Source organism: Chryseobacterium sp. UF-81, from assembly GCF_058245105.1.
This window is the reverse complement of sequence record NZ_JBSIBX010000007.1, coordinates 63,293-82,002: the sequence shown is the minus strand read 5'-3', so window position 1 is coordinate 82,002 and position 18,710 is coordinate 63,293. Positions and strand designations below refer to the sequence as shown.

Sequence of the window (18,710 nt, the reverse complement as noted above, 5' to 3'; positions counted from 1 at the left end):
CTTTTTTATTTTAGCTTGATTTTCTCGATCTTATAGCGGAGTTTCAGTCCTGCTTTTAAAAACGAATACTGCATGGGCTTGGATTCCCTGTAATATTTATCAATAAAGATCTGCATAGCTCCGTAAAACCGGTCAAGATACACCTCATCTTTAATGGTACTTTCCCCTTTATGATGGAGAAGGGAAGCCTTTCCGTAATAATAGTTTTTATAACCGCTTCTCAGCAGCGTATAGCACAGATCAATGTCTTCTCCGTACATAAAATAGGTTTCATCCAGTCCTCCTATTTTTTCGTAAATCTCTCTTCTGATCAATAAAAATGCTCCGGTAATCACATCTACTTCTGCAACTGCACTTTCATCAATATCACTTCTGTAATAAGATTTGGAATTGCTTCTTTTCAAATTTGTAAACAGTTTTTCAAAAGAGTTGAACATATCCGGTACGGAACGTTTACTTTCAGGCAGAAAATTCCCTTCCGCATCATGCATTTTTACTCCCAAACATCCGAAATCCGGCCTGGAATCAGCAAAATCAAGAATATCTTTCATATAATATCCTTCCAGTTCGGTATCGGGATTTAAAAGAAGAACGTATTCTCCTGTTGCTGTTTTTATTGCTTTGTTATTGGCAACAGCAAAACCTTCATTACGTTCGGAGGATATAAAATGAACCTTAGGAAATTCTGGGATAAGATCGCTCCAGGAAGCGTCAGTAGATGCATTATCTATAACAATGACTTCATAATTCTCTCCTTCTGTATATTTCTGAATAGACAGGAGACAGTTTCTCAGCAGCCTGGTTACATTATAATTAACAATAATTATCGACAGCTTCATATTAATCCTTTTCGTTGTATGGCAATCTGTTAATAATGGATCTGCCTAAAGATACCTCATCTGCATATTCCAGTTCATCCCCTACCGATATTCCCCTGGCAATACTTGAAAAACTGACATTAATGTGTTTAAATTTTTTATAGATATAATAAGCTGTGGTATCCCCTTCCATCGTAGCACTCAATGCAAAAATAAATTCTTTCACTCCGCCTTCATTCACTTTCCTTTCAATACTGGGAATATTCAGCTGATTGGGGCCAACCCCTTCCATTGGTGATATTTTTCCACCTAATATGAGATATTTTCCTGTAAACTTTCCTGTATTTTCAATGGCAATTACATCGCGTACATCTTCAACGATACAGATCAGCTCGCTGTTTCTTTTTTCATTACTGCAGATCTCACAAATGTCAAAATCTGAAAAATTATGGCATTCTTTGCAGTATTTTATTTCGTTGACAAGGTTGATTAATGAGTTTCCAAGGCCTACCGCTCTGGAACTGGGCTGTTTTAGCAGGTGCAATGCCAATCTCAAAGCTGTTTTTCTCCCGATTCCGGGCAGCCCTGAAATTTCGTCTACCGCTTTTGCTAAAACTTTACTAGGGTAATCCATAGATACAAAAATAAGGAATATTGTTGAGAATTGGTGTGGTAAGAGTGTGTTTCGGGTTTCGTGATTCGAGTTTCAGGATGCGGGATTCGAAATAAAACTGTATTATAGCGTAGGAGAGTTTTAGAGTTTGAGTTTATATCAATCCGGAAATTGAATTTGTGACGAAATCTGGATCCAGTAGTATCCATCCCTCTCATGTCTGAAATCTGACATCTGACATCTAAAATCTTGATTCTTGGCTCCTGGCTCTCTATTCTTGATTCCTGGCTCCTGACTCTTCGTTCCCATTTTCCCCCAACATTCTAAAAAAACCTCTATCTTTGGGGTTCTAATATGAAAAAAATAAACTAATGGTACTTAAAAACCTAAATTATCCTCTGGATTTCAAATTTAAAATCTCCACTCTGGCAAGTGATTTCAATATTACTGACAGAAATGGAAATTATGTAGCGTATGTCCGTCAGAAAATGTTCAAGCTGAAGGAAGATGTTATTGTTTTCAATGACGAAAGCAAATCTAAGGAACTGTTCAGGATCAAAGCCAATCAATGGATCGATTTCAATGCCTCTTATTCTTTAAATGATCTTACCGACAACAAAAACTACGGAAGACTGGCCAGAAAAGGAATGCGCTCTCTCTGGAAATCCAGCTATGATATTCTGGATTCAAACGACCAACCCAAATTTACCGTTACAGAAGATAACGGATGGACAAAATTCTTTGATGGAATGGTCAGTGAGATTCCACTTATTGGAATGTTTACAGGATATTTCCTTAACCCGGCTTATACGGTAAGAGGCATCGACGGAAAGGAATATTTTAAACTTAAAAAAATGCCTTCATTCTTCGGAAGAAGATTCCAGCTTGACAGAGTGATCGATATTGATGACGAAGACGAAAGTTTAGTGATCTTATCGCTACTGATGATGGTTCTTCTGGAAAGAGCAAGAGGTTAAACGCAAAAACCACAAACAATGAAATATCTAATCATTTTCTTTTCAGCACTTCTTTTGACCGCCTGTAAAAAAGACAAGGAAACCGTTAAAGATAGCACTTCAACAGATTCTTTAAACCTTGTTAAAGATTCTGCAAAAACAGAAACAGCACCAGGAAAAGTTCTGGTAGACATCATCCCTTTTCCAAAAGAGATTAAAGAATGCTCATGCTATTTTGCAAGAAATAAAGCTGATTTTGAAGCAGAAAAATACATCTATGCTGATGATGCAGGAAAAACAGCCTACATGAAACTTGACGGTAAAAGACTGACAATGAATCTTATTTCGTCAAGCGATATGGAAGTTGATGAAGAACTGACGAAAGAAATTGAAAGCGACAACTACAAGATCTCTGTAAAAGGCAAAAAAATAAAAAGCGAAGAAGCTTTATTGTTCGCAGGCACCCTGACGATCGAGAAACCGGATGGCACTGTAGAAACATTACCTATTTACGGAGAATGCGGATGTTAAAAAAACAATAGAGGTAAAAACAAATTTACTTCTATACTCCTTATAAAAATGCTTCCGGATTCACGGAAGCATTTTTTATTTTGTAATTTTGATAAAAATAAAATTTCATGGAATTATCTAATATAGAACCGCAGATCATCTGGAAGAATTTCTCCAAGTTAAATGCAGTTCCAAGACCGTCTAAAAAAGAAGAAAGAGTCATCGCTTTCATCAAAGAATTTGGTGAAAATTTAGGGTTGGAAACTACAGTAGACGAAGTAGGAAATGTTATTATCAGGAAACCGGCCACTCCGGGCATGGAAAACCGTAAATCTGTTGTCCTTCAGTCGCATCTGGATATGGTATGCCAGAAAAACAGCGATGTTAATTTTGATTTCGATACAGAAGGCATCAAAATGGAGGTTGATGGAGACTGGGTAAAGGCAAAAGGAACAACTCTGGGTGCTGATAACGGTTTAGGAGTAGCAACCATCATGTCTATTCTTGAAAGTTCAGATATTCCACATCCGGCTATGGAAGCACTTTTTACCATCGATGAAGAAACAGGAATGACTGGTGCTTTAGGATTAAAGCCGGGACAGCTGACAGGAGAAATATTATTAAACCTGGATACGGAAGAAGATGATGAGATCGATATCGGCTGTGCAGGAGGGGTAGATGTAACCATTACACAAAATTACAGCACAGAAGCAGCAAAGGGGCAGATTATAAGAATTGAAGTTAAAGGCCTGCAGGGAGGTCATTCAGGAATGGACATTCATAAAGGCTTCGGAAATTCCAATATTATTCTGGGAAGACTTCTTTACAGTGGTATAGCTAACCAGAATATTCAGCTGATCACAGTTGACGGCGGCGGTTTGAGAAATGCCATTCCAAGAGAAGCTACGGCACTTATTTCTGTGAGAAATGCCCAGGAATTTATCGAAGGGGCTACAGCTCTTAAAAAAGAAATTTTAGAAGAATTTGCTACGGTAGAACCTGGTATCCATATCAATATTGAAAATTCTACGACTTCTGACAAAGCGGTTTCCGAAGAAGATTCCAGGAAGATTATCCTTGCTTTAAAATCTCTTCACAATGGGGTTTACAGAATGAGTCCGGACGTAAAGGATCTTGTGGAAGCATCCAACAATGTTGCGAGAGTAGAATTAAAAGGCGGAGAGCTTAAAATTTTAAACCTTACCAGATCATCTGTAGATTCATCAAAATATTCTGTGGCAGAACAGTTAAAATCTGTTGCGGAATTAGCCGGAATGAATGTTGAATTCAGTGGTTCTTATCCTGGATGGAAACCCAAACCGGGTTCCGAGATCGTGCAACTGATGGAAAAGATCTACACAGAAAAATTCGGAGAAAAGCCTCATGTGGTAGCTTGCCACGCAGGATTGGAATGTGGTATTATCGGAGCGAACTATCCTGCAATGGAAATGGTAAGTTTCGGACCTACAATCAGAGGAGCTCACTCTCCGGATGAGAAAGCCAATATCCCTTCTGCTCAGAAGTTCTGGAGCTTTACTAAAGATATTTTAGCGAATATCCCTTTAAAATAAAAGGATAAAATTGCTATATTAAATATCCAAAGTCGTTTGATTTTGGATATTTTTAATTTGAACCATTAAGGTTTTGTTAAGCTTTTAAGATGATTAAAGAATGTATGGCGTAGCCTTAAAATATTTTTGATATTTCTTCTTAACTTCACTTAATAACTTCATTGATCTTAATGGTTAAAAAATTATTTAATAAGATTTACAATAATGAAAAGTATAACAGTATTCTGCGGTTCAAGTTTCGGTACAGATGATATTTTTAAAGACCAGGCTTTTCTGCTCGGACAGACATTGGCAAAACAAGACATTCAACTTATATACGGCGGTGCTGATGTCGGTCTGATGGGAGCAGTCGCAGATGGAACTTTAAGTGAAGCAGGTAAAGTTATAGGTGTCCTTCCCCACTTCCTGCAATCCAAAGAAATTGCCCATAAGAAACTTACTGAACTCATCATTGTAGAAACCATGCACGAAAGAAAAACAAAGATGAATGATCTATGCGACGGTGTGATCGTTCTTCCCGGTGGCTACGGAACCCTTGAAGAGTTTTTTGAAATGATTACCTGGGCCCAACTCGGGCTTCATAAAAAGCCAATTGGGATTTTGAATATCGATGGGTTTTATGATGATTTAATAAGACTGGTTCAGACGATGGTTGATAAAGGATTTTTAAAGCAGGTGAACCGTGATATGCTTCTGATAAGCGGAAATATTGATGAACTTTTGGAGAAAATGAGAAATTATCAGGCGCCTACTGTCGGGAAATGGATTTCGAATGATGAAGTTTAAAACAATCGATTAAATGATGATTAAATTTACATTGATCATATGTTCTTTATTTTTTCTAAATAATTTTTGTAAAGCACAAAAACAAAGATATATTCTCAAAGAATATACAAAAAATGATTTGAATAATGATAAAATTCCTGACCACATAGAAATTGAAAAAGTTCAGTGTAAAAATCATTATATTGGAGATGATGATTACATGAAATGTAGAATTGTACAAATAGACTTGCTACAAAAAGACGGAACATCTTCATTTTCCACATCGAACTATAACATCGTACCATGTTCAGACTGTAATGAAGATATTTCAGATCCTTTCAAAGATTTAAAAATTAGAAAAAATAGTTTTTCTTTTATTCTTGAATACAAATTTATTCCTGAAGGAACCAAAATGAAAGAAATCATTACTTTTAAGTATGATAAACTTTCAAATAATTTCATTCTTTATAAAAAAGTTAGAATATTTGAATCCTATAAAAATGGAGAGGTTGAAAGTAAAACAGAAGTTCAAACTGTTAAAAATTTTGGAAAAATTTATTTTTCTGATTACAGATAATCATTCTTTTTGACATAAAAACAAAACTCCCGAAGAAAACCTTCAGGAGTTTTTATATAATTTAATAAAAAATTCTAAGGATAAGGAGCAATCTCCACTTCAAGACCTTCCATTTCATCCATCATATGCAGCTGACATCCCAGTCTGCTGTTGTCTTTTACATGGTAAGCTTCCGCCAGCATCGCATCTTCTTCATCGCCCATAGGCTCAAGGCCCGGATCATTGATCACATATACCTGACATGAGGCGCACATCGCCATTCCTCCGCATACTCCGATGGTTCCTTCTTCCGCTAATTCATAAGAACGGATGATCTCCATCAGGTTCATAGACATATCTGTAGGTGCTACAACATCATGGGTTACCCCTTCCCGATCGGTGATCTTTATATTAATATCTGACATAATAATGCAAAATTAGTCAATTTTTTTCACAACTGCCTTTTCTGCTTCCTTACGGCTGCCGTCAAACCCGTCTACACCGCTTACTGTTGTATATTTAAGGACAAATTTCTTACCCGGATTCAGTCTGTTGTAAACACTCTGACACATTAAAGTAGCTTCGTGGAAACCGCAAAGGATCAGCTTCAGTTTACCCGGATAGGTATTGATATCTCCGATCGCATAGATTCCGTCGATATTCGTTTGATAATCAAGTGCATTATTTACTACGATCGCATTTTTCTCGATATTCAGTCCCCAGTTTCCGATCTCTCCCAGTTTTGGAGTCAGTCCGAATAGAGGAATGAAATAATCCGTTTCAATATCGTATGCTTCCTGCCCTTCAACTTCAACGGTAATCGCTTCTACTTTTCCGTCACCTTTGATACCGGTAACTTCAGCAGGGGTAATCAATTTAATTTTACCCTGGTTCTTAAGATCCTGAACTTTCTCAACAGAATCCAAAGCTCCCCTGAATTCATTTCTTCTGTGGATCAGGGTCACCTCGCTTGCAACATTGGAAAGGAAAACGCTCCAGTCAAGAGCAGAATCTCCTCCTCCGGCGATCACTACTCTTTTGTTTCTGAAGTGTTCAGGCTCTTTAACAAAGTATTCAAGACCTTTTTCCTCATAATCAGCAACGTTTTCAAAAGTAGGTTTTCTAGGCTCAAATGTTCCCAGTCCACCGGCAATAGCAATAGCTTTGCATCTGTGAACCGTTCCTTTGTTGGTAATTACTTCAAACCATTCGTCATCCACTTTTGTATAAGAAACCGCAGTTTCTCCCAAAGTGAATCCTGGCTGGAACTGCTTGATCTGCTCCATTAAATTATCTACCAATTCTCCGGCATTCACTGAAGGATATCCCGGAATATCGAAAATAGGTTTTTTCGGATAAAGCTCTGCTAGCTGTCCTCCTGGCTGCGGAAGTGCATCAATAATATGGCACTTCATTTTTAATAAACCTGCTTCAAAAACAGCGAAAAGCCCGGTAGGCCCGGCTCCTATGATCAATATATCAGTGGTTATCATAATAAAAGATAATTTAATTATACATGTAACTGCAAATTTACTAATTTTAATGCGAAGCATATTTAATTGATTCTAAATAAAAACCTGAGATTTATCAAATCGCTGTAAATAGTTAAGGATCTTAAATTTGGCAATATTTTTGTAAATGTCATACCATGAAGAAAATTTTAAATCTTTTTGCAATATGTATGTTCCTTTTGAGCCATGCTCAGATAGACAATATCACTGACGGTGAATCTATTACATTCAGAATACATTATGGAATTCTAAATGCCGGGACAGCCAATCTTACTGCCAAAAAGACAAACTATATGGGTGTTCCCCATCTGTACGTGAAAGGTACAGGAAAGACCACAGGGGCTGTAAAAGCCTTTTTCAAAGTAGAAGATTTATATGAAAGCTTCATTAATATAGACACCGGATTGCCTAGCTTCTATGTAAGAAATGTACGTGAAGGAAGCTACCGTCAGCATTTTGAGACCGTTTTCAACCATACCAATAATACGCTGATCTTAACGGATAAAAAGACTCCTGCCAATGGTTCAAAGGTGATTAAATCTGTAAAAGGAGTTCAGGATATGCTTTCCTGCTTCTATTATCTGAGAAGCAAAAGTACAAGTGAATTAAAGGTAGGAACAGTGATCAACATGAATGTATGGATCGACGATGAAATGTTTCCGTTTCAGCTGAAAGTGACAGGAACAGAGGATCTTAAGACCAAATTCGGGACCATCAACTGTCTGAAAATTATCCCGTCTGTAAAAAGCGGAAGGGTTTTCAAAGAAAAAGAAGGGGTGACGATGTGGGTAACCAATGATGCCAACCATATTCCGATGCTTTTGCAGGCCGAACTGGCCGTAGGTTCACTGAAGGCAAGTATTGATGATCTTAAAAATGTGAAATACCCTTTAAAATATAAGTAAAAGATTTTCAGTCTTTTGAATTTTATAAAAATGCCTGCAAAAAAAATTGCAGGCATTTTTTTATTATTTAATGTAATACATTTTAATTCTCAGCTGTCTTATTAATAACAGAAAAAGGAATAGTATAAGATATCAGGAGGGATAAATATAATGCTTCGACTCCGCTCAATGTGACAGAATTTCGGAGAAGGAAAAATTAATATAAAATTAATAAGCCTCTATATACAATGGTCACGTTGTGATTTTTCAATATAATCTCGTTTTTAATTACGTTTTGTTTCTTAGGTCAGTAATTAAAAACAAAAACCTCCGGAGATTCCGGAGGTTTAATTTTTTATAGTGATTTAAACTGTTCTAAAGTTCTTATATCATTTTCGAAGAACATTCTGATATCGCTCATCTGGTAAAGAAGCATTGTAATTCTTTCAATCCCCATCCCGAAAGCATATCCTGAATATTTCTCAGAGTCGATATTTACATTTTTAAGAACTGCCGGATCTACCATTCCGCATCCCATGATCTCCAGCCAACCTGTTCCTTTGGTAATTCTGTAATCGGTTTCAGAGTTTAATCCCCAATATACATCGATTTCAGCACTAGGCTCTGTGAACGGGAAATAAGACGGTCTCATTCTGATTTTGGATTTCCCGAAAAGCTCAGTGGTAAAAAACTGGATGGTTTGCTTAAGATCTGCAAAGCTTACGTTCTCGTCAATATACAATCCTTCAATCTGATGGAAAATACAATGTGAACGTGAAGAAATAGCCTCATTTCTGAATACTCTTCCCGGAGAAAGAATTCTGATCGGCGGCTGGTTTTCTTCCATATAACGGATCTGTACGGAAGACGTATGCGTTCTTAAAAGGATGTCCGGATTCTGCTCGATAAAGAAAGTATCCTGCATATCTCTTGCCGGATGGTATTCCGGAAGGTTAAGCGCCGTGAAGTTGTGCCAGTCGTCCTCTATTTCAGGACCATCAGCTACTGCGAAACCTATAGATTTGAAGATTTCAATAATTCTGTTTTTCACCAGATTGATCGGGTGTCTTGACCCAAGATCCAATGGAAAAGCGGGCCTTGTAAGATCTTCTTTTTCTATCACAATAGCAGACTGGGAAGCATCTTTAAGATCTTCCAGTTTTCCTGCAACAGCTTGCTTTAAAGAGTTAATCTTCTGTCCGAATTCTTTTTTCTGGTCGTTTGGAACTTCTTTAAATTTTTCAAAAAAATCATTCAGAACACCTTTTTTACCATTATACTTAATCCGGAAGTTTTCAATTTCCTCTTTAGATGTAGCATTGAAGCTGTTTACTTCGGTAAGTAGTTCTTCTATCTTTTCTATCATTGTTTTACCCTTTCAAAATGTTTTGCAAAAATACGTTTTTTAAGTTTAATAATTAATCTGTGATAAAAAAATCTGCCCCTTTACGGGAGGCAGACTTCAATCACTTATTTCACTTAAATAAAAAAATTATTTCTTTTCTAAAGCTTTAACGTTGATCTGAAGAGTTACCTCATCCTTAATCACCCCGTTTTCAGCAGGAGCCTGGAACTTTACACCAAACTCTTCTCTTTTAATATCCTTTGGTTCCGTAGCCACACTCACTTCTCCGTCTTTTACAGAAACATTGGCCTTAAACTGAACCGGTTTTGAAATACCCTTAATGGTTAAGTTCCCATCCAAAAGCGTATTATAATCTCCTTCCGTTGCCGGTGTCACTTTTGTAATTTCAAAAGAAGCGGTAGGAAATTTTTCCACTTCAAAGAAATCACCGCTTTTAAGATGACCATTCAGTTTTCCTAACTGATCAGCATCATCCTTAAGATCTACAGACGTCAGAGAGTTCATATCAGCAACAAATTTTCCGCTTTCAAGCTTCCCGTCTTTTACCGTTACATCACCGCTTTCAAACTTGATCGTTCCGAAATGGCTTGTACTTTCAGACTTGAATATTTTATATCCTTTCCACTCCACTTTACTGTTCAATGTATCCACTATATACTGATTCCCGTCTTTTGTAGTTGCCACTTCATTGCTTTCGCTGGTAACCGGTTTGTCTTTTTTACAAGAAACCGCAACAGCCGCAACAAATAAAGCAGGAATAGCTAGTGAAAACAGTTTTTTTCTCATTTTTGATATATTTTTTATGCTTCCGCTAATATAATAAAAAATTTTATTTTTTCATAAAAACCTTACATTTGTATTATGCTTTTAGAAATAAACAATTTATATTTTTCCCACAACAAAGATAACCCCCTGTTTCAGAACCTTAACCTGGGTTTTGAAGAAGGCCGGATCATTGCCCTGGCAGGGGAAAGTGGCTGTGGAAAGTCTACATTGCTTAACCTGATTTACGGACTGCTGGACTGGGAAAGCGGCGAGATTATTTTTAATGGTAAACGGCTTTTGGGTCCTAAGGGAAATCTTGTTCCCGGGGAAGCTGAAATGAAACTGGTAGCCCAGAATTTTGACCTGATGCCTTATGCCACTGTTGCCGAAAATGTAGGAAAATTCATTTCTAATATCAATTTAGCTCAAAAAAAAGAAACGGTAATGGAACTTCTGGAAGTAGTAGGACTTCAGGAATTCGCCCATGTACTTCCTAAATATCTAAGCGGGGGCCAACAACAAAGGGTTGCCATTGCCAGAGCACTTTCCGTACTGCCGAAACTTCTTATTTTAGACGAACCTTTCAGCAATCTGGATTTCCCCAGAAAAATAGAACTTCGTGAAAGACTGTTCAGGTATGTGAAACAGCACCAAATTTCTCTGGTCATTTCTACCCATGAGCTTCAGGATATTATGCCGTGGCTAGACCAGATCGTCATTCTGAAGGATGGAAGACTGATCCAGAACGACAGTCCGGAAGAAACCTATAGAAATCCTTATAATTCTTATGTCGCCAAACTTTTTGGTGAAGTGAATATCTTCAGTGAAGCGGAAAAAGCAGAGTTCCGGCTTCCTAAGTTTTCATATTATCCCAAGGAAATAAAAATTTCTGAAAACGGAACTGCAGCTGAACTCCTGGAAAGTAGATTTGCAGGAAATCATTACTGGAATAAGATCAAGGTTCAAAACAAAGAACTTATTGTCTATACAGACGTGAAGATAGAAGGAAATATCATGATTTCTTTTGTTTAGATCAAAAAAAATCAAAGATGACTATTGAACTTATTTTCTATAACTAACACTCAAAATTCCTCCTAACTCATACATTTTCTTACAGTTATTGTTAATATGTGGATAAAAAAAATACAAATCTAAGAAGCAGTTTGAAACTTTTTCTTACATTTGTATTTCCACAGCATAAGGAAATTTTTGGTTAATTCTCTTTCTGCCCTAAGACGGACATTAGCACCTCCCTGCAATTAAGTCTTTGAAAGATTACACTGTCCAATCTTTTCCTTTTTTTATTTTTTGCAATAAGCCCTACGCTTTCTTCACAAACTCTGATTTTAAGGCCATAGACCCGAAACCATCAATTTTACAGTCGATATTATGATCGCTGTCCGGTCTTAGACGGATGTTTTTCACTTTTGTTCCGGCTTTTACCGGTTTCGGCGCTCCTTTCACAGGAAGATCTTTGATTACTACTACAGAATCGCCATCCTGAAGCTCATTTCCGTTTGAATCCAGTATTTTTCCTTCTTTAGAATTCTCGGCATTTGTTTCTGCAGGATTCCATTCGTAAAAACATTGAGAACAGGTCATCATATTATCTTCACTCGGATAAGTAAATTCGGAGCCGCATTTCGGACAAAGTACAGTATCACTCATATTTTTATTTTTGCAAAGGTAAGATTTTTGAGATAAATGGAAATTTTAGAGATGAGATTTTAGACACGAGACGTGAGACTTGTTGACATTAAGATTAATATTTGACAACATCAATGGTGAATTTTGCTTCGCAAGTGAAAGGTGAATGATGAATTCGAGAAATAAAATGCGTGATACAAGAACCAAGAATCAAGATTTTAGAGGCCACATATTAGACATCAGATTTCAGATATCAGCTACCAAACATACTACTTGTAGCTTCGGGAGCCTCAGCCACCAGACATGGTCATTTTATTCAATATTTCCTGGATTTACTGCATCAAACTCACAATTTATAAACCTTTAACACTAGGCCCGAATTCTACGCCTCTAAAGCTCCCCAACCCTCAGACTCTCCTACTCTAAAACTCGAAACCGTAACTCTCAACTATAATTCGTACTTTTGCGGATTCAAACAGCGAAGCAATTTTATGGAACTTATTCACAGAAACCTAGCGATCGGAATTCACGATGCTTTACAGGAAACATTTTTCGAGAAAAATAAATATGCCGATAAGGTAATCGAAAGACTTTTAAAGGCCCACAGAAAATGGGGAAGTCAGGACAGAGCCGTTGTTTCTGAAATCTTCTATAATATTATCCGCTGGAAAAAACGTCTTGAATATTATATGGGGGAAGGGGTAAAACCGACCAATATATATAAGCTGATGATTGCATATCTGCTTTGGAGCAAGACCAATTACAAAAAGTTTGAAGAATTTGACGGAATTAAAATCGCAGATATCCTTACCAAGCTTAAAAAGAATACTGTTCCTACGAAAGCTATCGAGCATTCTATTCCTGAATGGCTGGCTGAAACTTTGGAAAAAGAATTAGGCCCGGGCTGGGAAAAGGAAATGCATGCTTTAAATGAGCAGGCTCCGACCGTACTAAGAGCCAACAGCCTTAAAACAACTCCAAAAGAACTAATTTCTGATCTTGCAGATGAAGGTGTAGTGGCCTATACTGTAAAAAATTATCCGGATGCTGTTCAGCTTGAGGAAAAGAAGAATGTTTTCCTTACGACAGCTTTCAAGGAAGGTTTGTTTGAGGTTCAGGATGCTTCTTCACAGAAGATCGGGTATTTCCTGGATGTGAAAGAAGGACAGAGAGTGGTGGATGCCTGTGCAGGTGCGGGTGGAAAAACTCTTCACTTAGCTGCACTGATGGGAAATAAAGGACAGATCGTAGCTTTGGATATCTTCGAATGGAAGCTTGCAGAACTGAAACGTCGTGCAAAAAGAGCAGGCGCACACAATATCGAAACCCGTATGATCTCGGACAACAAAGTGATCAAGCGTCTTCATGATAAAGTGGACCGACTTCTGATCGATGCTCCATGTTCCGGACTTGGTGTTTTAAAAAGAAACCCGGACAGTAAATGGAAAATTGACCAGGATTTTATTGACAGAATTAAAAAAGAGCAGCAGCAAATCCTTCAGGATTATTCCAAGATGCTTAAGGTAGGTGGTAAAATGGTGTATGCCACGTGTTCTATCTTACCTTCTGAAAACAATTTACAGGTAGAAGAGTTCCTGAAAACCAACTCAGGTTATAAATTAATTAAAGATGATAAAGTAATGCCGAGCCACGGTTATGATGGATTCTATATGGCACTGATCGAAAGAGTTTCTTAGTTTATCTGACTCATCTATAATATACAGCTGCTCTATCCGGAGCAGCTTTTTTTATTGAAAAACCCAGCCAATAGATCTGTTTTTTCTCCATATTAAAAAGCGGTTTGTAACATTTGCATCATTAATCCCTACTTATAATGTTGTAGACTGTTTCAAATCCAGCAGGAAATTTGAAAATTAACTTTACGGAAAAACAGACTTATGAATAAAAGAATTCTATTCAGCTTCTTTGTTTTAGTATGTTGTTGTCTTTCATATGCGCAGACTTATGAAATCGAATATACCAGTTCTTATAACGGGAAAGTTCTTACGGAACAGTCCCCTACTCTGGTCTGGGCGGACGGAAAAGATAATTTTATTCTGAATAATAAGATCAGAGAACAGAAAAGTGATTACCCATTTGAGATCACCAAAGTCGAAAAACCTTCCAATACAGTTGTTTCCTATGCTTTCCTGAAACCGGGAGAAGTTATTTCTTCTTCAGATGCCGAATCTATAGGAAAACAGACATTTGAGTTAACTAATGAAACGAAAAAGATTCTGGGCTATACCTGTAAAAAAGCAGTGACGAAGATCAATTCCAATACAATTGAGGTTTGGTATACCCATGATTTAAACATTAATGGCGGACCGTCTGTTGTAGGGCAGAATCTGGGATTGGTTTTGGAAATTGATAGAAATAAAAATTCGCAGATCACCGCAAGCTCTATTAAAAAAGTTAAAAAAACGGATATTGATCATATTTTAAAGGATTCAATACTTCCTACCGACCTGCTGGGCTACAAAGACCTTCTCTGGAAAAGCCGTTTTACCACACTGAAAGTTTTTGAAAATGAAACCATCAATTTTTCAGATGAATCTAAATCAGATGAGAAGGTAAAGAGATTTGCCAACGGAACCATCATTCTCAAAAAAATAAAATTTCCATCAATTAAAGAAGGCGAAAATATTTTTGTCGAAGTGAAACAGCAATCCAACGGAGATGCCTACGACAGAACAGGAACCGTATTTTTTGTTCCGCAGGATAAAGAAACCTCATTTTTTGACGGACTGGAAAAAGGAGCTAAAACACTTCCTGTTTATGATAACGGAAACGGAAAACAGTATTATGGAGTAACAGCAACCAAAAATTACAGTCCTGCAATAGAGATGATGCGGTTTTTTACCGCTTTTGGAATTCAGAAATTCAATCATATTCAACTGAAAGGAAAAGACTGGCAGACCGTAAGCCCGTTCCGGCAGGATATCACAGAATTGAAGCCTTCTCTTTCTGAAAAGGAACTCTGGATGGGTACTTTTATCGGTAATTATGATAAAGGCGGTCATAAAATAAATCTTGAGATCACTATTCATAAAAGTGACCAGAACATTTATAAAAACAATGTGGCGATCCCTCTTTTTAATACTCTGAATATCATGGAGATGGCAGGCCAGGATTATTCAACGATGTTCGACAAGGACAAAGGTCTTTTGGTAGAATTTACATTAGAAAAAGATTTAAAGAATGCCCAGCTGAGATACATCACTACCGGACACGGAGGCTGGGAAAACGGTGATGAATTTGTGCCCAAACCAAATTCTATATTTCTGGATGGGAAAATGACTTTTTCTTTTATACCCTGGAGATCAGACTGTGGTTCTTACCGGCTTTATAACCCTGCATCAGGGAATTTTCCGGACGGACTTTCTTCATCAGACCTCAGCAGATCCAACTGGTGCCCGGGAACAGTTACCCATCCTAACTTCATTCCTCTGGGAGATCTGAATGCAGGCAAGCATACAATACAAATAAAGATCCCCCAGGGAGCAGCAGAAGGTACAAGTTTCAGTTCATGGAATGTTTCAGGTGTTCTGCTAGGTTCCCTATAAAACAAAACCTTCTTGCAAAGAGAATTGCAAGAAGGTAAAAACACAAATGATGAAAAAAAATTATTTCGAGCCACAAAGTAAGGGCTAAAATTCATATAATAAATTACCATATATTATTAATTATTTCATTTTTATTTTGTATAGGAGATAATAACTCTATTTTTCCCTGACGAAAAAAATCAATTAAATCCATGATAATTAATCCAAATAGTTAATATTTTTCACTAAAATAAATTATTAAGTTAAAAATATTAACTTTTAATTATTTTTCATTGTTATTTTTAAACACCAAAGCTAATTTTGCTTCAAATAAGTAACAATATGTGTGGAATTGTATGTTTGTTTGATGCCAAACAAAAGACCGAAATATTAAGACCCCAGGTTTTAGAAATGTCAAAAAAGATCCGTCACCGCGGCCCGGACTGGAGCGGTGTATTTCAGGATGACAAAGTTGTATTTTCTCATGAAAGGCTTGCTATTGTAGATCCTACTTCAGGAAAGCAGCCCCTATTCACTAAAGACGAAAAAGTAGTTCTGGCAGTGAACGGAGAGATCTATAACCATAGAGAATTAAAAGAAGAGTTTCCGGATTTCGAATTTCAGACCCAATCGGATTGTGAAGTGATCCTTGCCCTCTACAGAAAATACGGAAAAGACTTCATTGAAAAACTTAACGGAATTTTTGCATTCGCCCTTTATGATATAGAAAAAGGGATCTATCTGATCGCCCGTGATCATATGGGAATCTGCCCTCTTTATCAGGGATGGGATAAAAACGGAAACTATTACGTTGCTTCTGAATTAAAGGCATTGGAAGGCATATGCAAAACCATTGAAACTTTCCTTCCGGGACATTTTGTGTACAGTCCTGATGGCGCTGAGCTTCAGCAATGGTACAAAAGAGACTGGGAAAGCTTTGACAGCGTAAAAGATAATGAAACCGATATTTTAAAAATAAGAAAAGGCCTTGAAGATGCTGTCCACAGACAGTTGATGAGTGATGTTCCTTACGGTGTTCTTCTTTCCGGAGGTCTGGATTCATCTGTTATCTCAGCAGTTACTGCGAAATTTGCAAGACAGAGGGTTGAAAGCGGTGACACCCAGGAAGCATGGTACCCAAGACTTCACAGTTTTGCGGTAGGCTTAACAGGATCTCCAGACCTGGCTGCAGCAAGAAAAGCCGCGGACCATATCGGATCTGTGCATCATGAAGTTAACTTTACTGTTCAGGAAGGATTAGATGCGGTGCGTGATGTGATCTATCATCTGGAAACTTATGACGTAACGACCATCAGAGCTTCCACCCCAATGTACCTTCTGGCAAGAGTGATCAAATCTATGGGAATCAAAATGGTGCTTTCCGGAGAAGGTTCAGATGAGCTGTTCGGAGGATATTTATATTTCCACAAGGCTCCAAACGCCAAAGAATTTCATGATGAAACGGTAAGAAAACTGGGCAAACTTCATTTATATGATTGTTTAAGAGCCAATAAAGCGTTAATGAGCTGGGGAATTGAAGGCAGAGTCCCATTTCTGGATAAGGAATTCATGGACATTGCCATGGCCGTCAACCCTAAAGACAAAATGATCAGCGTTGCAGAAGGAAAAATCGAGAAGTGGGTATTACGGAAAGCTTTTGAAGACGTCCTTCCTGAGTCTATTGTCTGGAGACAGAAAGAACAGTTTTCAGACGGCGTAGGGTATTCATGGATCGATACATTAAAAGAGGTAGCTGAAAAAGAGGTCACTGATGAAATGATGGCCAATGCAAGATTCAGATTTCCGCTGAACACCCCTCAGAATAAAGAAGAATACCGTTACAGAACTATCTTTGAAGAACATTTCCCAAGTGAAACGGCAGCAGCAACGGTTCCTTCAGTTCCTTCGGTGGCCTGCTCCACTCCTATCGCTTTAGAATGGGATGAAGCTTTCAAAAAAATGAACGATCCAAGCGGAAGAGCAGTGAAAGTGCATGAGACAAGTTATGAGTAATGAGTTCGGGATGCGTGATCCGGATTTGAGAGCCTGAGAGGTTTTAGTGTTGGCTCTTGATTCAACAATTATTCCTAAAATCTACAGCCTTTTGTCTAACGTCTAAATCCCTAATATCTAACTTCTAATTTCAAAATTTTATCAATCCTGTAGAAATACAGGATTTTCTTTTGAATAACCTTAATAATATCAATATAAATTTAACTGACAATCAAAAATAATATCTAAGAAATAATTATATTTGGAGAACGAAAATATCAATTATAAAAAAATGAGAAGAAATCTTACTGTTTTATTTGCCTTACTATCCATCAGTTTTGCTTTTGGACAGGGAAAATATGGCAAATACTTAAATTCAAAGAAGCTTGCTTTGTCTTATAAAAGCGTGAAAGATGTAGATAAGGATGACTATTATCAGCAGTTTTACTGGCTGGTAAAGGCAGAACAGCTTAAAACGTATCCTCACCTTAAAGATGTAAAACCTGCCGTTTTATATGAGTTCGTAAAAAAAGTAAATCCTCAGAATCCTACCAAAAAACTGGATGACAGAGGAAAAGAGCTCAGAGCCACTGCAGAATTATCTTTAAACCAATATTTTAAGAACAAAAAATTCGAAAACAACTCCGTTTTGATGTATAACCTTGAAACTTATGTTGACCCGTCTAAAGGACAATTCTATACCAAAGTAGACCCTGAAAAGATTAAGGAGTTGGTTCCAAAAGAATTATTTGCTTTCAACTCTTTAAACAGAAACTTAGGCGAAGAAAAAACATATTACCTGTGGATTGACAAGAAAAAAGATGATTTCAATATTGTAGATATCATTCCTGAAGAAAAAGAAAACAAAGCTTTCTATGCAAGATTAAAACAATATCTTCCGAGCTATAAATTTTCCAAATACGTTCCATCCGTAAAGAAAGGAAACAAGACAGACAAAACAGATGTTGATTACTACTACATTATGCCGTTTGAACAGAACACCGATAATATTGAATATAAAACAAAAGATTTCAAAACTTACATCCTAAGCCAGTACAGAAAAGCCGGTGATGAATGGAAAGGAGTAGAAAAACCTAGAAAATAAATTGAAAAGTCCTGTGAAAATTCACAGGACTTTTTTAATTTTATAAGAAATTCTTAATCTAAAGATCAAGCTGCTTAAAAAACAGAAAACCGATTCAATAAAAAAA

Annotated in this window: 18 protein-coding genes; 11 read left to right on the top strand and 7 right to left on the bottom strand. The window is 37.1% G+C overall.

What is annotated here, in order from left to right:
- Positions 1-5: 5 nt before the first annotated feature.
- Both AC4IFE_RS11435 and recR read right to left on the bottom strand, forming a co-directional pair.
- Positions 6-845 carry a glycosyltransferase family 2 protein gene (locus AC4IFE_RS11435; RefSeq protein ID WP_490757450.1) on the bottom strand — a complete coding sequence of 280 codons (840 nt, stop codon included), beginning with the start codon at positions 843-845 and terminating at the stop codon, positions 6-8.
- Positions 841-1,452 carry a recombination mediator RecR gene (gene recR, locus AC4IFE_RS11430; RefSeq protein ID WP_490757178.1) on the bottom strand — a complete coding sequence of 204 codons (612 nt, stop codon included), beginning with the start codon at positions 1,450-1,452 and terminating at the stop codon, positions 841-843. The genes AC4IFE_RS11435 and recR overlap by 5 nt, the downstream gene beginning before the upstream one ends.
- Before the next feature lie 350 nt (positions 1,453-1,802).
- Between recR and AC4IFE_RS11425 the strand changes: the two genes are divergently transcribed.
- The 5 genes from AC4IFE_RS11425 to AC4IFE_RS11405 all read left to right on the top strand — a co-directional run bounded on the left by AC4IFE_RS11425 (position 1,803) and on the right by AC4IFE_RS11405 (position 5,810).
- Positions 1,803-2,408 (top strand): LURP-one-related family protein, encoded by a 606-nt coding sequence (locus AC4IFE_RS11425; RefSeq protein WP_490757176.1) that lies wholly within the window; start codon positions 1,803-1,805, stop codon positions 2,406-2,408.
- A gap of 18 nt (positions 2,409-2,426) precedes the next feature.
- Entirely contained in the window at positions 2,427-2,918 is a 492-nt protein-coding gene (locus tag AC4IFE_RS11420) for a hypothetical protein (protein ID WP_490757174.1), read from the top strand.
- Between the two features lie 107 nt (positions 2,919-3,025).
- A complete protein-coding gene (locus AC4IFE_RS11415; protein ID WP_490757173.1) occupies positions 3,026-4,468 on the top strand; it encodes an aminoacyl-histidine dipeptidase in 1,443 nt (480 codons plus the stop codon).
- A gap of 204 nt (positions 4,469-4,672) precedes the next feature.
- A complete protein-coding gene (locus tag AC4IFE_RS11410) occupies positions 4,673-5,254 on the top strand; it encodes an LOG family protein (RefSeq protein WP_490757171.1) in 582 nt (193 codons plus the stop codon).
- A gap of 13 nt (positions 5,255-5,267) precedes the next feature.
- Positions 5,268-5,810 carry a hypothetical protein gene (locus AC4IFE_RS11405; protein ID WP_490757169.1) on the top strand — a complete coding sequence of 181 codons (543 nt, stop codon included), beginning with the start codon at positions 5,268-5,270 and terminating at the stop codon, positions 5,808-5,810.
- 74 nt (positions 5,811-5,884) lie between these two features.
- Here AC4IFE_RS11405 and AC4IFE_RS11400 read toward each other — a convergent pair whose 3' ends face one another.
- Both AC4IFE_RS11400 and AC4IFE_RS11395 read right to left on the bottom strand, forming a co-directional pair.
- A complete protein-coding gene (locus AC4IFE_RS11400; protein ID WP_080778227.1) occupies positions 5,885-6,214 on the bottom strand; it encodes a 2Fe-2S iron-sulfur cluster-binding family protein in 330 nt (109 codons plus the stop codon).
- A 12-nt stretch (positions 6,215-6,226) separates the two neighbouring features.
- Positions 6,227-7,282 (bottom strand): NAD(P)/FAD-dependent oxidoreductase, encoded by a 1,056-nt coding sequence (locus AC4IFE_RS11395; protein WP_436808874.1) that lies wholly within the window; start codon positions 7,280-7,282, stop codon positions 6,227-6,229.
- Between the two features lie 155 nt (positions 7,283-7,437).
- Between AC4IFE_RS11395 and AC4IFE_RS11390 the strand changes: the two genes are divergently transcribed.
- Positions 7,438-8,205, top strand: coding sequence for a DUF3108 domain-containing protein (locus tag AC4IFE_RS11390; protein ID WP_490757166.1), 768 nt, complete (start codon positions 7,438-7,440; stop codon positions 8,203-8,205).
- A gap of 334 nt (positions 8,206-8,539) precedes the next feature.
- On the opposite strand, the gene pheS is transcribed toward AC4IFE_RS11390, so the two are convergent.
- Positions 8,540-9,550, bottom strand: coding sequence for a phenylalanine--tRNA ligase subunit alpha (gene pheS, locus AC4IFE_RS11385; RefSeq protein WP_490757164.1), 1,011 nt, complete (start codon positions 9,548-9,550; stop codon positions 8,540-8,542).
- 126 nt (positions 9,551-9,676) lie between these two features.
- Positions 9,677-10,336 carry a YceI family protein gene (locus AC4IFE_RS11380; RefSeq protein ID WP_490757162.1) on the bottom strand — a complete coding sequence of 220 codons (660 nt, stop codon included), beginning with the start codon at positions 10,334-10,336 and terminating at the stop codon, positions 9,677-9,679.
- A 75-nt stretch (positions 10,337-10,411) separates the two neighbouring features.
- Here AC4IFE_RS11380 and AC4IFE_RS11375 point away from each other — a divergent pair, with 75 nt between their 5' ends.
- Positions 10,412-11,347 carry a sulfate/molybdate ABC transporter ATP-binding protein gene (locus tag AC4IFE_RS11375; protein ID WP_490757160.1) on the top strand — a complete coding sequence of 312 codons (936 nt, stop codon included), beginning with the start codon at positions 10,412-10,414 and terminating at the stop codon, positions 11,345-11,347.
- Between the two features lie 288 nt (positions 11,348-11,635).
- Here AC4IFE_RS11375 and AC4IFE_RS11370 read toward each other — a convergent pair whose 3' ends face one another.
- Positions 11,636-11,983 carry a zinc ribbon domain-containing protein YjdM gene (locus tag AC4IFE_RS11370; protein ID WP_490757158.1) on the bottom strand — a complete coding sequence of 116 codons (348 nt, stop codon included), beginning with the start codon at positions 11,981-11,983 and terminating at the stop codon, positions 11,636-11,638.
- Positions 11,984-12,453: 470 nt separating this feature from the next.
- Here AC4IFE_RS11370 and AC4IFE_RS11365 point away from each other — a divergent pair, with 470 nt between their 5' ends.
- The 4 genes from AC4IFE_RS11365 (at position 12,454) to AC4IFE_RS11350 (ending at position 18,604) form a co-directional block, all read left to right on the top strand.
- Positions 12,454-13,659 carry an RsmB/NOP family class I SAM-dependent RNA methyltransferase gene (locus AC4IFE_RS11365; RefSeq protein ID WP_116012201.1) on the top strand — a complete coding sequence of 402 codons (1,206 nt, stop codon included), beginning with the start codon at positions 12,454-12,456 and terminating at the stop codon, positions 13,657-13,659.
- 201 nt (positions 13,660-13,860) lie between these two features.
- Positions 13,861-15,528 carry a GLPGLI family protein gene (locus AC4IFE_RS11360; protein WP_490757156.1) on the top strand — a complete coding sequence of 556 codons (1,668 nt, stop codon included), beginning with the start codon at positions 13,861-13,863 and terminating at the stop codon, positions 15,526-15,528.
- Positions 15,529-15,849: 321 nt separating this feature from the next.
- Positions 15,850-17,520, top strand: a complete 1,671-nt coding sequence (asnB, locus tag AC4IFE_RS11355; protein ID WP_490757154.1) for an asparagine synthase B — start codon at positions 15,850-15,852, stop codon at positions 17,518-17,520.
- 271 nt (positions 17,521-17,791) lie between these two features.
- Positions 17,792-18,604: a hypothetical protein gene (locus tag AC4IFE_RS11350; RefSeq protein WP_490757152.1), complete on the top strand. Its 813-nt coding sequence runs from the start codon at positions 17,792-17,794 to the stop codon at positions 18,602-18,604.
- Positions 18,605-18,710: the final 106 nt, after the last annotated feature.